Source organism: Bartonella sp. AP88XZML (genome assembly GCF_042195565.1).
Taxonomy (GTDB): Bacteria; Pseudomonadota; Alphaproteobacteria; order Rhizobiales; family Rhizobiaceae; genus Bartonella.
Window position 1 is genome coordinate 1 of the sequence record NZ_JBHIOQ010000082.1, and the last position, 17,862, is coordinate 17,862.

Annotated in this window: 9 protein-coding genes and 1 tRNA gene; 5 read left to right on the forward strand and 5 right to left on the reverse strand. The window is 35.6% G+C overall.

The window, feature by feature from the left end:
- Positions 1-2,763 precede the first annotated feature (2,763 nt).
- Positions 2,764-3,171: a large conductance mechanosensitive channel protein MscL gene (gene mscL, locus ACFIK2_RS08335; RefSeq protein WP_375633512.1), complete on the forward strand. Its 408-nt coding sequence runs from the start codon at positions 2,764-2,766 to the stop codon at positions 3,169-3,171.
- An 18-nt stretch (positions 3,172-3,189) separates the two neighbouring features.
- On the opposite strand, the gene ACFIK2_RS08340 is transcribed toward mscL, so the two are convergent.
- Positions 3,190-4,896, reverse strand: a complete 1,707-nt coding sequence (locus ACFIK2_RS08340) for an ATP-binding protein (protein WP_375633511.1) — start codon at positions 4,894-4,896, stop codon at positions 3,190-3,192.
- A gap of 1,141 nt (positions 4,897-6,037) precedes the next feature.
- Positions 6,038-8,599: a DNA translocase FtsK gene (locus tag ACFIK2_RS08345; RefSeq protein WP_375634866.1), complete on the reverse strand. Its 2,562-nt coding sequence runs from the start codon at positions 8,597-8,599 to the stop codon at positions 6,038-6,040.
- 460 nt (positions 8,600-9,059) lie between these two features.
- Between ACFIK2_RS08345 and ACFIK2_RS08350 the strand changes: the two genes are divergently transcribed.
- From ACFIK2_RS08350 to rpoH, 3 genes are all read left to right on the forward strand, one after another.
- Positions 9,060-10,490, forward strand: coding sequence for an aldehyde dehydrogenase family protein (locus ACFIK2_RS08350; protein ID WP_375677153.1), 1,431 nt, complete (start codon positions 9,060-9,062; stop codon positions 10,488-10,490).
- A gap of 29 nt (positions 10,491-10,519) precedes the next feature.
- Positions 10,520-11,524: an RluA family pseudouridine synthase gene (locus ACFIK2_RS08355; RefSeq protein WP_375634868.1), complete on the forward strand. Its 1,005-nt coding sequence runs from the start codon at positions 10,520-10,522 to the stop codon at positions 11,522-11,524.
- A gap of 148 nt (positions 11,525-11,672) precedes the next feature.
- Positions 11,673-12,557 carry an RNA polymerase sigma factor RpoH gene (gene rpoH / locus ACFIK2_RS08360; protein ID WP_375618560.1) on the forward strand — a complete coding sequence of 295 codons (885 nt, stop codon included), beginning with the start codon at positions 11,673-11,675 and terminating at the stop codon, positions 12,555-12,557.
- A 203-nt stretch (positions 12,558-12,760) separates the two neighbouring features.
- Here rpoH and ACFIK2_RS08365 read toward each other — a convergent pair whose 3' ends face one another.
- The 3 genes from ACFIK2_RS08365 to ACFIK2_RS08375 all read right to left on the reverse strand — a co-directional run bounded on the left by ACFIK2_RS08365 (position 12,761) and on the right by ACFIK2_RS08375 (position 17,269).
- Positions 12,761-14,182 carry a hypothetical protein gene (locus tag ACFIK2_RS08365; RefSeq protein WP_375634870.1) on the reverse strand — a complete coding sequence of 474 codons (1,422 nt, stop codon included), beginning with the start codon at positions 14,180-14,182 and terminating at the stop codon, positions 12,761-12,763.
- 230 nt (positions 14,183-14,412) lie between these two features.
- Positions 14,413-15,702, reverse strand: a complete 1,290-nt coding sequence (locus ACFIK2_RS08370) for an adenylosuccinate synthase (RefSeq protein ID WP_375634872.1) — start codon at positions 15,700-15,702, stop codon at positions 14,413-14,415.
- A gap of 403 nt (positions 15,703-16,105) precedes the next feature.
- Positions 16,106-17,269, reverse strand: coding sequence for a phosphoserine transaminase (locus ACFIK2_RS08375; RefSeq protein WP_375613717.1), 1,164 nt, complete (start codon positions 17,267-17,269; stop codon positions 16,106-16,108).
- 400 nt (positions 17,270-17,669) lie between these two features.
- Here ACFIK2_RS08375 and ACFIK2_RS08380 point away from each other — a divergent pair.
- Positions 17,670-17,745, forward strand: a tRNA-Phe gene (locus ACFIK2_RS08380).
- The last annotated feature ends 117 nt before the right edge of the window (positions 17,746-17,862 follow it).

Below are 17,862 nucleotides of genomic sequence, written 5' to 3' on the forward strand. Positions count from 1 at the left end.
ATATTGTGCAACGATCTGGGGGCGTGTTTATGGCAATGCAAAAATCAATAAAAAAAGCAAAGTAAGGTTGGTTCCAAAAAAATGTGAGGTTTATGAAAGGGATAATGTTGTCAATATAACTGATAAAACAGAATAAAGAACGGCGTGGGGGGCGTGCTTTCTTTATGGTTATAAACGCATATAAAACGCATTGCTATAAACATATCATAAAAGAGAGAGTTTAAAAAAGAAAGCCGTGCCAAATGATATGACGCGGCTTTCAAATGTTTACCTTTATGAATCATTCCAAATGCAATAATGAAACGCATATATACAAAACGTATCATATTGCAAGTGCTCTATGAGAGATATGAAAACTTATCAAAAGAAACGTAAACGATGCGTATGATCTTTAATCACTTATTTGAATAAGAGAGCCTATAAACGCTTTTCGTTGCTATCAAACGTATCAAACATAACGTCTTTATCTTTAAAGAGATTCATTTAAAACAAAGCACATGATCATGACGCTTCTTTTAAAAACGTTTCAAAATATTAAGCTCAAAATCGAACTGAGTGAATTAAAAGAACGCTTTGTCTAAAATCAAACAAATCAAAAGCAAATGCTTATTAAACAAATGTCTTTTTAAAAACGTTCTTTTACATTTATGAACATTGGTTTTTAAAACAATCTCTCATAAGACAATAAACAACCGCTTTTATAAAATGTAAGGTTTTCAAAATTTTGCTCTGCTGTGAAATCTAGATCTTCGTTTTTCATAAATGAAACGTTCTTAAGAGCAAATGATAACTAAGTTACAACTGTAATAAAAAAAAGTTTTAACGTTTCTTATAAAGATCTCATTTTATGTTTCAAACGTTTAAAGGTTCATTTAAAGAGGTTCTCATAAGCGTATTTGTACTTTTCATTAAAACCTAATTTCTTTAAAAATTAGCCGGTCCATTTTGGGGATGTTATCTTAGAATAGAGCATTCTTAAATATTACAGCTTTTGACTCAAAATTAAGTAAAAACCGATACCTTATGATGTTACAATGGTTTTGAAGTTTGTTTGCTTATCTTTGTCTTAATAGCTGCCCCCAAATTTGGAAAGAGCTCATTTGGTTCCGTATTTTTAAACTATAACTTTTAAAACGTTTTTAGTACCAAATCTAAAGTAGATAGTAATTCTACTGCCATGGCACTATTTGCTTCCATTTTTTTGTGGAAGCGAATAGTTCCATTCTTAAAGACTAGCCTGCAATCTATTCATTAAAAGGCTTTTCATTTCATAAGATATAGCATTTTGAATTTCATGACCTTTATTTCCTACCTTCGGTAAAAAAATACCGTGGTTATAAAATCGATCTTGTCTTTAAATCCTTTTATGCAATCTTTAAAATGTTCGGTGTTATGATGATGCTGTTATGACAGCTCTCTATTTTGCGCTCGCCAATTTTGAGGACTGCAAATCTTGTGTTTTTATCATGCGATTAACAATCCAATCATTAAAACAAGATGTGATCTTTAAACGTATGTTATCGATATTTTCAAACGACTAAATTTTTAAACAATGCGATTTCTGCTGTGATAAAAACGTATCATAAGATTTATGAACTGTTATGAATGATAACTGCTTTTCATTTCATTTGAACGTTTACATGCGTTATAATATTTACATCATGATTTGCTTTTTATGGTCTATTCATACATGGCAATCTTATATAAAAAATGGTCAAATGAATCATGCATAAAAGTGTGGATTCTTAAGTGGATTCATGTAAAATAATTGCAAACAACCTATTGACTTTATTGTATTTTTTGATATTATATTTTACATATCAGAAGCAGAGTTTGCTTTATAAAGCTATTTTTTCCTAGCATTTATAGAATACATGGTTCATAAAGTCATCTAAATTCATACTATTGTTGCACCATTTATTAGTAACAGAATGTTCAATCAATTTGTACTCTATTGATAAAATTTTGAGGAATCTGCGTTGTTTCCTTTGCCATTTCTGATGCGTTAAATACAATTCTGCATCTATTAAGTGCTCTGTCTAACATATGTTTCAAGTAATGACAGTTGATCATTGAACTCACACATCATACCAACGACTTCAAACCAAAATGATCTTGCAAACCCTATAGCTCTGCTATTTATAAACTGATACAATCTTCCAGCAGATGAAATGTGTTTCTTCCATCGGAATTATCGCCATTTTAGCTCATGCAACCCAATACAAATAGCTTTTAGATAAGCCATAATGCCCTCCTAATTGCTATTATCGCTTACTGAATTAAGAGGAATTAAATTATAAGTTTTACTTCTGTCTCATTTATCTATTTCTTCTATCAGCGCTGAAATATATTTTTTATTCCTAAATTTTCTTTTTATAATAAAATGTTATGCCAATATATGCACTTCATTTGAGAAGCTTTCTGATAGCTCAGCTTTCAACACTGCCCATTTTGTGGTATTGTGTAAAAATCTCTCTTTTTAATGTTATCATAAAGATCTTGAGGCAATTATATAAATTAAGCTACAGTTTTCTACTTTCTGTTGAAAAAGCAGATATAGTTTTTATCAAAAAAGCTTTTTTCTAGGAAATATTCTATGTACATTCAAATAGAGCCCTAAAGCTCTTTATTAAACCTTATAAAGTTCTTTGAAAATAATATTAATATCGTAATATAATCCTAAAAATAAAATCTGCCCTTTCCTTTTTCATCAAAAGCGGTAAGTAAATTACCGTATATCGCTTATATAAAGGGGAAAACGCAATGCTTAAAGAATTCAAAGAATTTGCCCTAAAAGGTAATATGATTGATCTTGCTATCGGTGTGATTATAGGGGGGGCTTTTGGTAGCTTGGTCAACTCAATTGTCAATGATATTTTTATGCCAATCATTGGGCTGATTACGGGTGGAATTGATTTTTCTAATATGTTTATTCAACTTGCTGGCGAAAAACAAGCAACATTGAGTGCCGCCAAAGCAGCTGGAGCAACCATTAGCTATGGACACTTTATTACTTTACTTATCAATTTTCTCATTATTTCTTGGGTTCTTTTTTTATTCGTTAAAGCTATGAATAAAATTCGTAGAAAAGAAGAAGAAAGCCCCAAAAAAACGTCTTCAGAAGAACAACTTTTAACAGAAATTAGAGATCTTTTGGCTAAGAAAAAATAATTTTATGCAAGATTTACATCATGGAACACGAGGAAAAAACATTTCCACAGTTGTTCCATGATTGGGTTTTGAGAACAGTAAAAATTGTCCCCCTCTTTCTTCCACCATTGCTTTACACATTGGAAGGCCTAAACCTGTTCCCATAAAAGCGCTATCACCAGATCGGCCATCTTTGCGCTCTACTTGACCATACGGTTGCAGTGCCTGTATAATTTCTTCTTCGTTCATCCCTATACCATTATCACTCACTGAAATTTTTACACGTTCTTTTCTATAAGAAACGTGAACAATAATCTGTCCACCCAAAGGTGTAAAACGAATAGCATTGGAAAGAAGATTCCATATAATCTGGCGAAACACTTGTTGTGATACAGGAATAAATGGAACGTGAGGTGGAGCAACAATACGCATGATAATGCCGTTCTGATTGGCTTGAGTTTCAAGAAAAGCTATCGTTGCACGTAAACAAGATATTACATCAAATGTTTCATAAGTAAGGGAAGAATCAATCTGATTATCGGAACCAGAATAATTTATCTTCGAGCACTCTAGTAATTGATTAATCAGCAATAATATATGTTTTCCAGAGGAAATAATATCGCGTAAATATCCATGATAGCGCTCATTTTCTATCGAACCAAAACGGCCTTCTCTCATAATTTCTGCAAAACCAATAAGAGCATTCAAAGGTGTTCGTATTTCATGAACAACTCCAACGATTTTATCCTCTTCTGCTTTTTTTTCTCCTGATGGAACTGTTTGTGTCCTATCACGCAACATAACAGCATAATTGCCTTGCTTTGCCAAAAATACAATCGTTATCAAAACGGTTATATTTTTATGATTTTTTGTCATTAAATCAGCGGTTTCACTGCGATTTAAAACCTGATTTTTTCCCTCCATACGGATTGATTTAAAATATTTTTCAACCAAAAGTCGGCTTTGCAAAGTAAATAATGAAGAGAATAGCTGTCCTCGTAGTTCATTTATTTCATAACCCATTAATGCTAAGGCTGCCCTACTCGCTGATTGAATAAAGCCCTCTTCATCCAACCATAAAACACCATCTGTTGCTGTATCCAACAATGATAAAACTGCAGCGGGCTCTTTTACGAGAGCTTGTTCTATAGCATTTACCGACAATGTTTGTGCATATGGTAACTGAATAGCTGTTTCTTCAACTAAATTTTCTTCTTTTACCGATGAATTCAATTCATCACGCAATTGCTCTGCAATTTCACGAAAAGCTGAGCGTTCTATCTCCGTAAGACATAGCATTTCTGTTTCTAGCTTTTCATTTCTTTTTTCTTGGACTTTTTTTTGTATTTTTAAAACACCAAAGCCACGAAACCCCTTAAGCTGCTTTGTAACATCAAAAATTGGCAAAGCCGACAATTCAACATCAAGCCATTGTAAGCAACCATCAACAGGCCATTGAACAATCTCTTTACTCCAAGGCATAGCCGCTTCAATAAAATGACTGAGAACCAGATATCGATCATCATTAAATTGATGAGCAAGCTCATGAAAACTACACCCTAAAATAGAAGAAGAGAGAGGACCAACAACTTCAGCTAGCTCTTTTGAGACTTCACAAAACAAACCATTGTGATCGATTTCCCACGTAAAAGGCCGTGGCAAAAGCTCTGGTGTAAAACGAAAAGCTTCTTGCTGACATTTTAATTCATTTGTATTTAACTTTAACTCATCTGCTTTTAATGGCATAACTAAAACTAAAAAGTGTTGGATTTACTCTCAAATGAATAATGCTAATTTGTTTACAATTATCTGTTCTGGTTATAATAACTTGATATCTCATATCAATTGTCTGTAGCAAAATTTTGACTGTTTCATCAACAAAACAAGAATAAAAAGAAGCTTCCAGCTCTGGTTGCTCATTCACCCATTATTGTAATAAATCTTGTTACAATAATGATAACATCTCCCTCGCATAAATAGTACTCAAAAAGAATACACTTATTTTACGCATTCATGCGCCTGTTTTGAAAAAATAACTCCCAAGATCCCCAAGCTTATTTTACGACAGCATCCGTAAATGGTGTAATGTAAAGGTCCCTATAGAGGATATCAAGGCATTGTGCATTACCATTTTTATGCTTATAAAAGAGCTGGTTAGCACCATCATTATACTAATTTCAGCCCCTAATGTCACCAATAGTTCTTAGCATTTGAAGGCATTCATAAGCAGCATTTTTAACTTTTTTACTCCTACATTATTATGATACGCAAGGAAATGGTTTTAATTGTTTCAACAGAAACAGATTTGAAATGAGAAAATCTTACAATGTTTGAGACTTTTATTCACTGTGAATAATGATAAATTACTATCAATCAATATACTGCATTATAAAAATCTCTTTTTCAAATAAAGCTTCTCGTAAGAACACCTTTCTTGAGCCAATAATATCAAATGACAATAAATTCAGCGTAGCGCTTTAAAGTACCCCATGCAACAGAACTTGCATATTGGGCATTTTTTTATGATGCTCTCAATAATCTTCCAAAGATCTTTCTTTCATTAGAATCGCTACAAAAGAAAAAAAATATGCCACCGCACTATTTTATTAAAAAATTCTCTGTAGAAAAGAGAACACAAATCATATGTCCTCATATAAAGATTTGTTTAATTTCTTTATATTCCAGATCATTTAGAAATGTTAAAAATATCTCATAATCTCCTTTGATATCAGCTTGTTTACCTCGTCAGAAGTCTTAATACAAAAGATCGCTTTTTCTTTATTACTCTCCATTTAAATTTTTAATATTATATAAAAAAATAAAACAAGCACATTTAAATAATGACTGTCAAATATTTAAAAAATTGCATATTTTTAAATGTGTTTGTTTATTTTACTTCATTGAGTAAAATTTCACGTTTTCCAACATGATTAGCGGCTCCAACAATGCCTTTTTCTTCCATCCGCTCGACGAGAGAAGCTGCTTTATTATAGCCGATTGAAAGTCGGCGCTGAATATAAGATGTTGAACATTTTTTATCACGCATAACAATTTTTACAGCTTGGTTATAAAGTTCCTCACCCTCTTCATCAAAATTTTCTTCCTCAGAAATTCCAGCAGCTGAATCAGCAGAATTATCCTCTTTGTTATCGTCTTCATTATCTGTTACCGTTGCTAAATAATCAGGTTTACCTTGCATTTTTAGATGTGCAACGATGGATTCAACTTCTTCATCAGAAACAAAAGGTCCATGAACGCGCACAATGCGTCCACCACCTGCCATATGAAGCATATCCCCCTGACCTAAAAGTGTTTCAGCACCTTGTTCACCCAAGATCGTACGACTATCAATTTTTGATGTTACTTGAAAAGAAATGCGGGTAGGAAAGTTCGCTTTAATTGTACCTGTGATAACATCAACAGAAGGACGTTGCGTTGCCATAATAAGATGAATACCTGCCGCACGCGCCATTTGCGCTAAGCGCTGAATGGCATTCTCTATCTCTTTCCCTGCCACCATCATAAGATCAGCCATCTCATCAACAATCACAACAATATAAGGAAGCTGCGTGAGATCCATGGCTTCTTCATGATAAAGCATTTCCCCTGTTTCCTTATCAAAACCCGACTGAACAGTACACATGATCGTTTCGCCTTTTTGAGCTGCAAGTGCAACGCGTGCATTAAAACCATCAATATTACGCACACCCAACTTAGCCATTTTGCGATAACGCTCTTCCATTTCACGAACCGCCCATTTTAAAGCTGTTACTGCTTTTTTGGGATCTGTGACAACGGGTGTTAAAAGATGTGGAATGCCATCATAAACAGAGAGCTCTAACATTTTAGGATCAACCATGATCAAACGACACTGCTTTGGTGTCATACGATAAAGAATCGACAAAATCATTGTATTAATTGCAACAGACTTGCCTGATCCTGTTGTTCCTGCAACCAATAAATGAGGCATTTTTGCTAATTCTGCAATGACAGGTTCACCATTAATCCCTTTCCCCAAAGCAAGAGCAAGTTTAAATTCACTTTCACGAAAAGAACGTGTTTGGATTAATTCCCGTAAATAAACAGTTTCACGAACCGCATTGGGTAACTCAATCCCGATAACATTACGTCCAGGAATTACAGCAACGCGTGTAGAAATAGCAGACATAGAACGCGCAATATCATCAGAAAGATTAATAACGCGCGATGACTTTACACCCGCAGCGGGTTCAAATTCATACATTGTTACCACTGGCCCTGGATGAACATGGATAACTTCACCCTTAATGCCAAAATCTTCCAAAACACTTTCCAAAAGTCCAGCACCACGTTCCAATGTTTCTTGAGGAATCATCGTACCTTCGTGAAAAACAGGTTCCTGTAATAAGTTGATCGGAGGAAATTCATAAACATCACAGTCAATAGATTGAATATTTTGCATAAAAGCAGAATCATAATTACCTAATGGCATACGAGTAGATTGCAATGTTTTAGTTTTACTGTTTGCTTGCATCACAGAAAAATCTTTTGAATTCTTTGTGACGGCTTTGTTTATACAATCAACAGTATTATTGGCGACAATATTATTGGTATTTTCAGTCTCTATACTAACCCCTGCATCACTTAACGCCCCTGTATTACTTAACGTATGAGCAGAATCTTCAACAGAAAGCTTAGAATGACACTCTTTATTTGTATGCATTAAATCAGAAATTTTCTCAACACCTCGCATTCTTTCCGCTGGAGATTCTGATGTAATTGAATCATAGAGTTGTGGAAAGCGGTATTCAAGAACACGGTAAAGAGCAGTTATTGACTCATCAAAGGCTGTGGGGATATCAGGTGTGAGTTCATTTGTCGTATCAATTGATGTTCCATCCTCTTTTGAAGTTTGAGTCTCCACATGTTCAAATATCAAAGATTCACACTCAAAAAAAGCATCATCGGAAAGATGCAACGCAGGTTTTATTTTTTGTAGCACATTTTCCACTTGTAATTTATGTTCTTGTTTATCCTCCTCAAGTGGAATATTTGCTGACGGCATATGAATAGCTTGTCGTGATAACTGCTTCAAAACCGTTGAATGACAAACTGATGTTTTATTCTCTATTGATTGAGGATTAATGACTTTTTTTGTCGAAAGAATATTTGTTGTTTTCTTGTTACAACGTACAATACCTGTATCTGTAATTTTTTTTTGATCTTGCTTCGTAAAAATTTTAAACTGTTTTGCAAAAACTGGATCTGTTTCTATACGACGACGCAAAATCTCAACTTCTGGGGTTCTCGTGAAACGGACGTTTTTTCCGAGGGCAAATGCCTTTTTCCACACTTCCGGATAAGGAAATATCTCAGTAATCTTAACAGATAAATCTTCTCTTGATGCACCTTTTGTACCATCATCAGAAAAAGAAGACGTAGAAATAGATTTTGTTTTCGAATTATGCATGGCACCCAACAAATTTATAGCAATGAGAAAAATAACCTTTTCAAAAAGAATTCGTAGAAACTATCATACGAAGGTTAATAACCTTTTGCTGATGGTTACTTTTAAATGAAAAAAATAGTGCCATAATGCATATTCATAATCTGCCTTTTGCATATTTACGATATAAATTGCCTAGTTTATGGTGTCATAGAGCTCGTATTTCATTTGTTTTGAAGAAAACTTCATGATAAAAAAGCTTCAAGAAAATTGTCTATGCCTCTCTTTCTCTCCCTTTTCATAAAAGAAACTAGTTTCAATAATACAATAAGCATTGCTCTATTGAATTCTCCATGATCAATTATCACAATATAATCTAATTTCTCGCGTTTTTATAAGATTACCCTTGTTATCCTCGTTTAAAAAGGCTTAGACTAAGACAATCATAATTACATAAATACAAATAGAAAAAAGGGAGTGAATTATGTTTAATAAACGGAAATTTTATATCAATGGTCTATGGGATGAGCCAAGCACTCCTCACGATTTTGACGTCATTAATCCATCAACAGAGGAGACTTGTGCTGTCATTAGCCTTGGAAGTACAAAAGATGCCGATAAAGCAATTAATGCGGCTAAAGAAGCCTTTCAAAAATGGAAAACAACATCACCAAATGAGCGTCTTGGATTTGTTGAGAAAATTCTAGAGATCTACGAAAAACGTTCCAAAGACATGGCAAAAACCATTTCAATGGAAATGGGGGCACCAATTGATATGGCGCTTAATGCGCAAACTGCAACTGGCAGTTCCCATATTCGCAATTTTATCGAAGCTTATAAAGAGTTTTCGTTCCAAAAAACTTTAATAAAGGGAAATGAGCAAGCAATCCTTCACTACGATCCTATCGGCGTCGTAGGATTAATTACGCCATGGAATTGGCCCATGAATCAAGTAACTCTTAAAGTTATTCCTGCTCTCTTGGCTGGCTGTACCATGGTGTTAAAGCCCTCTGAAATTGCGCCTCTTTCTGCTATGCTTTTTGCTGAATTTTTAGATGAAGCCGCACTTCCAGCCGGTGTTTTTAATTTAATCAATGGTGGTGGTGCAACTGTCGGCTCTTACCTCTCTGCACATCCAGATTTAGAAATGATCAGCTTTACTGGTTCAACTAGAGCAGGAAAAGATATTTCTAAAAATGCCAGCGCTACTTTAAAAAGAGTCTGTCTGGAACTTGGGGGAAAAGGAGCGAATATTATCTTTGCTGATGCCGACTCAGATGCTGTTCAACGTGGTGCACGACATTGCTTTTATAATAGTGGACAAAGTTGTAATGCACCAACTCGTATGCTTGTGGAACAGAGCATCTATGACAAAGCCGTGAAAATAGCCAAAGATATTGCAGAAACAACAAAAGTAGGACCAAACTGCCAAGAAGGAAATCATATTGGGCCCATTGTTTCAAAAAAACAATATGATAAAATTCAAGATCTTATCCAATCGGGAATTGATGAAGGTGCAACTCTTGTTGCAGGCGGGACTGGTTTACCAAACGGAATGGAACGCGGTTATTATGTCCGTCCAACAGTCTTTGCTGATGTAAAACCTCATATGCGTATTTTTAAAGAAGAAATCTTTGGTCCAGTTCTCTCGATTCTTTCTTTTAGTACAGAAGAAGAAGCCGTCGCTTTAGCGAATGAGACTGAGTATGGTCTTACAAACTATATTCAATCGCAAGATCGCAACAAATGTCGTCGTATTGCGGCACAAGTACGCTCTGGTATGGTAGAAGTTAATGGACATGGATTACCCAGTGGAAGCTACTTTGGAGGTGTAAAATTTTCTGGGCGCGCTCGTGAAGGAGGACATTGGGGAATTAAAGAATTTCTCGATAGTAAAGCAATTTCGTACTGGTAAAATCTTATTAAAAACTTAATAGGAATCGTATGGTAATACAGAAAATAACGGATGAAGGTGCTCTTGGGCAACGTCTTGATCAGTGGCTCGCAAAACAATATCATGACGTGCTCTCACGTTCGCGTTTGCAAACCCTCATCCGTGAAGGCTGTCTTAAAATTGATGGTCAATTCATAAAGGAACCAAAAACAAAATTAAAACCTAACCAAATAATTGAATTGGAAATGCCGGACCTTCGTGATGCAGAACCTAGCGCTGAAGCCATTGCATTGGACATTCTTTTTGAAGATGATCATATCATTGTTATTAACAAACCAGCTGGTCTTGTTGTTCATCCTGGGAATGGAAATTGGACCGGTACATTGGTTAATGCCCTTATTTACCACTGTGGGAATAGTTTATCTGGTATAGGTGGTGTTAAACGCCCTGGCATTGTCCATCGTCTTGATAAAAATACAAGCGGTGTTATGGTTGTTGCAAAAAATGATCTAGCTCATAAAAGTCTCAGTGCTCAATTTTCTGATCATGGACGTACCTGCGCATTAGATCGACGCTACCATGCCTTGATTTGGGGAACACCTCAGCGCAATGTCTGGACAATTGATGCATCACTTGGCCGTTCGCCCCATAACCGGACAAAGCAAGCTGTCATCCATAACCAAAACCCTTATGCTCGTCATGCTGTTACACATGTTTCTCTGCTTGAAAAATATGGCTCTCATGCAGACTCAACATCTTTTGCTAGCCTTCTGGAATGTCGCTTAGAAACTGGACGCACCCATCAAATCCGTGTTCATATGACTCATATGGGGCATCCACTCATAGGCGATACAGTTTATGGAAACGCTTTTAAAACAAAATCAAACACATTCAACCCCACTATTAGAAATGCAATCGATCAATTCAACCGACATGCACTCCATGCTGCAAGTCTTACTTTTGAACATCCTTCTACCGGTAAAGTTATGTCGTTTTCCGCACCACTGCCTCAAGATATGGCTAAACTTATTAAGCTTTTTAAAAAAATGAATTGAAACTTTTCCCCTTCTCAAGATTTCACAATAAAATATCTTTTTTTGAACAAAATTGAAAAATATGCTAGAGTGAGGTTATGAGGATAGTTAGCTATCTAAAACATAGAATTTGCCTTATCAGGGAATTCAGATGAAAGGAGGGTGCTATATGGCCCATATGAATTTATTATCAGTAATGACAGGTGATGGTGGTTTAAACCGTTACTTGGAAGAAGTGCGTCGTTTTCCAATGCTTGAGCCAAAAGAAGAATATATGTTAGCTCAGCGTTACCGTGAGCATAATGATCTAAAAGCTGCGCATAGGCTAGTAACCAGCCATTTGCGTCTCGTAGCTAAAATCGCGATGGGATATCGGGGCTACGGACTTCCCATTGGGGAAGTCATTTCAGAAGGCAATGTTGGACTCATGCAAGCTGTTAAACGTTTCGAACCAGAGCGGGGTTTTCGTCTTGCAACCTATGCAATATGGTGGATTAAAGCGTCAATCCAAGAATATGTATTGCGCTCTTGGAGTTTGGTGAAAATGGGGACAACAGCTAATCAAAAGCGCTTGTTTTTCAACCTTCGTAAGTTAAAAAGTAAACTTCAAGCACTTGATAGTGGCGATCTCAATGCAGAACAAGTGAAAGAAATTGCAACCCAGTTGAATGTCACAGAAGATGAAGTTGTATCAATGAATCGTAGGCTTGGTGGTGACACTTCACTCAACGCACCAATTCGGACAAAAGAAGGAGAAAACAGCGAGTTACAAGATTGGTTGGTGGATGAATCTAACGATCAAGAACAAATTTTAATTGAAAAAAGTGAATTAGAAAATCGCCGTTCCATGCTCATAAATGCCATGGACAATCTCAATGAACGCGAAAAACGTATATTCAAAGCGCGTCGTTTAAATGATGTACCACTAACCCTAGAAGAACTCTCTGGTGAATTTAATATTAGTCGAGAACGAGTAAGACAAATTGAAATGCGTGCATTTGAAAAAGTACAAAACTCTATCAAAGATTCTACTTTATCTCAAAGTCAAGTGTAAAACCTAGAGTTAAGTATAAAGCCAATGGTTTGCACATTCTTTAAATGTGAAAATGAAAAAAAGCATGCCTTGGCTTTATACTTGTAAATTAGTCTATCGAATTCTTTACGTTATTGATATGTAAAGATTTAGTGAGTGTATTTGGTATATAATTGATAAAGACGGTCGTGGAAAATTCTTCACAGCCGTTTATTTTTTTGCATCTATGTTTTATTTTTTTGACCAAGAACTGTTAACTTATCTTGTTGTGCAAGCCATTGTCCAATAACTTCATTAAAAATAGACTTACCTGTTGGTCCTTTTGCAAAGGTTAATTCACTTATACGCCCATTTTTATCCGTTAACACCAAACGCATCCAATCTAATTCTCGCATCAATTGTAAATTTCGATCAAGAAATGGATGATTACCACTCAATGCGACAAGAAAAAAGTCATCGTTAATCTTTGCAGCAATGGTTCTTGTTAAAGCCTGTCCAATGGATTGTTCACTTGCTTTAAAGGTTAATGCTTGAACATTGCTTATAGCTTTACCTGAAAATTTATCCGAAAGAATAAAAATAAGGTCCATAATATATGAAGCAGGAAATGACTGATCGGTATTACGACGTAAAATTAACCGCAATGATATCCCTTCATCAGGAATTGTTATATCACCTTGTATAGTTGTTTCTTCTGGAGACCCCTTCACTTGAGACTCTTTTATAAGCGTCCAGCGAGCACTTCCCGTTGCTATCTTTTCTGCATCATAATTTGTACGTGCTTGATAGAAAACAGCTTCACCTGATTTTTCAAGCGATTGCAAATTGCTATCAACAACTGTTGAGAGTACTTCTTCATCCGAAGAATCTATCGCTTGTTTTAAACCAACATCAATTTCACTTCCATCCTCTAATAAGCGTTGTGTTAACTTTCTCTTAATTGGAAATGCCTTTGGTACTCTGTGAGAAGCTTGAAGATTTTCTTCTAAAAACTGATAATCATTTGATACAAATACACGCTCACCAACAAAAAAAATACCAACAATTAAAACAACAAAACTAACAACAAAAACAGCACTTATCACAATACGCCTTTGCACTAACGATTTATTAGCACGACGTAAAGCCTGAGAAAAAATGTGCGAAACAATATGCGGATTATCTTCCTGCGAAGGAGAAATCTTTAACACACTGCTATTAACATGCTGAGAAGGCACATCAGCCTCCATATTAACAGGCTCTGCATCTGGTATATCTGATACACAAAGCTCAACAAATACCTTGTTATCCTTTGAACGTGTAACAAAATCCTGCTTTCTTTTTATGTTTACCTCTGACAATTCATTATTCTTTGGTAATATAGTTTTTTTTGTAACTTTCTTATCTTCATTTATATTTGTGGGATTCCACCCAATAACTGAAGAAAGCCGTTTCTTTTCAACTGCTAAATATTCTCCTTCAACAGTTGCAATAGAACTTTGAAGAATCTTTCTTTGTTTATCCGCTATTGCTTGTGGTATTTTTGCTGTTACAAATTGATGTTCTAGTGTTTCGGTAGCCCGCTTATAAATCCGCTTACGCACTTGTGGTGTAATATTATTTTGTGCATTAATTGTCTTTTTTAAGATTCCAACGAAATCTACCATTTCCTCTATAATCTCTCTTAAACTGAGAAAAAATCAATAGTAAAGCCAAAAAACTTTATTTTAGCCTTCTAAATTGGTTGCCATTTAATATTGGTACAACATAATGTAAAATGAATATGAAAAATAAACAATGCTATTTTGCACCTTTCTCTTACGTGCTCTTAAAGACTTTTTTTGTAAAAAGATACAAAAATGAACAGAGAACATATATAGAAATCTAAAAACAATAATCAATTAACAAAGGGATCCGTAATAAGAATAGTATCTTCACGCTCTGGACTTGTGGATAATAAAGCCACTTTTGTATTAATCAGTTCTTCAATATAGCGTATATATTTAATAGCCTGCACTGGTAAATCTTCCCACCTCAATGCATGTGCTGTTTCTTTCTTCCAACCTTCTAATGTTGCATAAATAGGCTTCACCCGATCCTGAGCTCCCATGGAAGAAGGTAAATAATCAATCCTTTTACCATCAAGCTCATAACCAATACAAATTTTTATTTCATCCAAACCATCTAAAACATCAAGTTTTGTCAATGCTATACCTTGAACACCGCAAATTGTTACCATCTGACGTACTAAGACAGCATCAAACCAACCACATCGACGCTTTCGACCCGTTACAACACCAAATTCATGTCCACGCACTCCCAGAGATTCACCAATATCATTTATCTGCTCTGTCGGGAACGGCCCTTCTCCAACGCGTGTAGTATAAGCTTTTGCAATACCCAAAACATAATGGATTGCATCAGGTCCCATCCCCGAACCTGTACATGCTTGCCCAGCAACTGTATTAGATGACGTTACATAAGGATAAGTTCCAAAATCATTATCTAATAAAGCACCTTGCGCACCTTCAAAAAGAATGTGTTTACCTCCTCGATAACCTTCATCTAAAAGACGCCACGTACAATCCATAAAGGGCAAAATTTTATCCGCAACTTGCATCAATTCATCATAAAGCGCTTGAGAATCAATCTCTGCAACACCCATCCCACGACGCAAAGCATTATGATGCCTCAAAAGCCGCTCAATCTTAGCCATAAGTGTATCTTTTTCTGCTAAATCCATCACTCGGATAGCACGACGTCCCACCTTATCTTCATAAGCCGGTCCAATACCGCGCTTTGTTGTACCAATCTTTAAACCAGATAAACCGCTTTCTCGAATTGCATCAAGATCACGATGCAACGAAAGAATCAAAGGAGCATTTTCAGCAATACGCAAAATTTCTGGTGTGATTTTTACACCCTGATTACATAGTTTTTTTACTTCTGCAACAAAATGATGAGGGTCAACAACAACACCATTACCAATAATTGATAACTTGCCACGCACTAAACCAGACGGTAAAAGTGATAATTTATAACTGACTCCATCAACAACCAATGTGTGGCCAGCATTATGCCCCCCCTGATATCTCACCACGATATCTGCTCGCTCAGACAACCAATCTACAATTTTACCTTTGCCTTCATCACCCCATTGTGTACCGACAACAACTACATTGGCCATAACTTTCTCCGTCGTGTTTGGTCAAAAAAACCAGCATTCAAAAACAAACACTTCTTTATAACGAAACCTTAGAGCAAGTGCGACTCTTCATTTCAGATTTTTCTCAATCTTCAAGTGATTAAATTTTCAAATTTATGATAATAAAGATAAGCAAATACCAAAATATTTTAAATCTGTCATTTTTGCTACAAAAAGTAAAAAAATAGAGATTTTAATTTGTGCGTATCCAACACCTGACAGAGCATTTATTCCTCCTCTTAATCTTTTACAATTCATGTTAATCTTTTACAATTCATGTAATATTTAGAGGCTGTTTGTCTGATACAAGAATACGAAAGATCATCATAATCTCTCGTATCCTTTTTCTGTTTAAAAACACCCTGTGAAAATCACCAGTAATTATTTAAAGCTGTGCTTTTTCAACTTGGAACGCCCACTCAAGCCATTGTGTTAAAATTTCAAGATCGGAAGCCTCAATTGTTATACCCGCCCAAATTCGAAGACCAGGAGGAGCATCGCGATACGAACCGATATCATAAGCAACCCCTTCCTCATCAAGACGCTTCACAACCGCTTTTATAAAAGATACTCGCTTTTCCGTATCCAAAGCAGTAATCACTGGATCCACAATATCTAAACAAATAGCGGTGTTAGAACGCACTTCAGGATCTTTTGCCAAATATTCTAACCATGGCGTTTTGCGAACAAAAGCATCAAGTACAGAAAAATTTTTCTCAACCCGTGCTCTTAATGCCGCTGCACCTCCTAGAGATTTTGCCCACTTCAACCCATCAAGGAAATCCTCAACACAAAGCATAGAAGGTGTATTGATGATCTTTCCTTTAAAAATATCTTCGTTCAATTTTCCATTTTTTGTCATATAGAAAAGTTGGGGCATAGGCCAAGCTGGAACATGATTCTCAAGCCTCTCAACAGCACGAGGACTTAAAATCACCATACCATGTGCAGCCTCGCCTCCCAAAACTTTCTGCCATGAAAAAGTAACAACATCTAATTTTGAAAAATCAAGATATTGCGCAAAAGCTGCCGATGTTGCATCACAAATGGTCAATCCAGCCCGCTTATGCGGAATGAAATCTGCATTAGGAATACGCACACCAGAAGTTGTCCCATTCCATGTAAAAACAACATCCCGATCAAAGTCAAGTTGTGTTAAATCTGGTATTTCACCATAAGGAGCTTCAAAACGACGCACATCAGAAAGCTTTAATTGCTCGACAACATCTTTATTCCACCCAAACCCAAAACTTTCCCACGCTGCCATATCAATGCCACGCTCACCTAATAGAGACCATAGAGCAGCCTCAACAGCACCGGTATCTGATCCTGGCATAATTCCTATACGATGATCAGAAGGAACCTCAAGAATCTCACGGGTTAAATTAACAACTTCAGCAAGTTTTAATTCTGCTTCTCTAGATCTATGTGAACGCCCAACTAATGCATTTTTAAGAACATCAAGAGTCCAACCAGGCCGTTTGCTACAAGGACCTGAAGAAAAATTAGTATTATTGGGACGATTACTTGGTTTTTGTAACATTATCATTATTTCTCCCCTTTTAGATGTTTTTCTTTCTTTATAAAGAAAAACAAATTATTATAAAGACTAATCAATAATCTTTTTAGAAAAAAGTCAAAAATATTGTCTATTATTGCGTATGCTTAAAATTCACGGAAACTTTATAAAAAATCTTTCTTAATCATGCCTCTCGATTGATTCTTTTAATTTTTTTTCGTATCATCACCACAATAAGACAGCATTCTAATAACAATACACTAAACTATCCAATATACCTATCAAATTTATTTTATGATAAAGATTCATTGATAACGCTCTAGAATAGGGAGATAAACTTATTAAAAAATCAATTATTTTTCTTTTGATGACTGGACAGAGAAAATTTTAATGTTATAACCGCAAACGCTTTATATTTTTTATGAAGCATGCCCAGATAGCTCAGTTGGTAGAGCAGCGGACTGAAAATCCGCGTGTCCGTGGTTCGAATCCGCGTCTGGGCACCATACTCTTCTTTGTTATATGTAACCTATTGTTTTTACTGATGTAGCTTGCCAGCGGGTTTTGTATAATTTGCCACTAGGTTTTGTACCAATTTATTTTTTTTCAAAGAGTTTTTAAGG

Excerpts from the sequence above, each read along its gene's own strand:
- rpoH (WP_375618560.1), top strand. The coding sequence starts at position 11,673 with ATGGCCCATATGAATTTATTATCAGTAATGACAGGTGATGGTGGTTTA.
- ACFIK2_RS08375 (WP_375613717.1), bottom strand. The coding sequence starts at position 17,269 with ATGATAATGTTACAAAAACCAAGTAATCGTCCCAATAATACTAATTTT.
- mscL (WP_375633512.1), top strand. The coding sequence starts at position 2,764 with ATGCTTAAAGAATTCAAAGAATTTGCCCTAAAAGGTAATATGATTGAT.
- ACFIK2_RS08345 (WP_375634866.1), bottom strand. The coding sequence starts at position 8,599 with ATGCATAATTCGAAAACAAAATCTATTTCTACGTCTTCTTTTTCTGAT.
- ACFIK2_RS08355 (WP_375634868.1), top strand. The coding sequence starts at position 10,520 with ATGGTAATACAGAAAATAACGGATGAAGGTGCTCTTGGGCAACGTCTT.
- ACFIK2_RS08370 (WP_375634872.1), bottom strand. The coding sequence starts at position 15,702 with ATGGCCAATGTAGTTGTTGTCGGTACACAATGGGGTGATGAAGGCAAA.
- ACFIK2_RS08350 (WP_375677153.1), top strand. The coding sequence starts at position 9,060 with ATGTTTAATAAACGGAAATTTTATATCAATGGTCTATGGGATGAGCCA.
- ACFIK2_RS08365 (WP_375634870.1), bottom strand. The coding sequence starts at position 14,182 with ATGGTAGATTTCGTTGGAATCTTAAAAAAGACAATTAATGCACAAAAT.
- ACFIK2_RS08340 (WP_375633511.1), bottom strand. The coding sequence starts at position 4,896 with ATGCCATTAAAAGCAGATGAGTTAAAGTTAAATACAAATGAATTAAAA.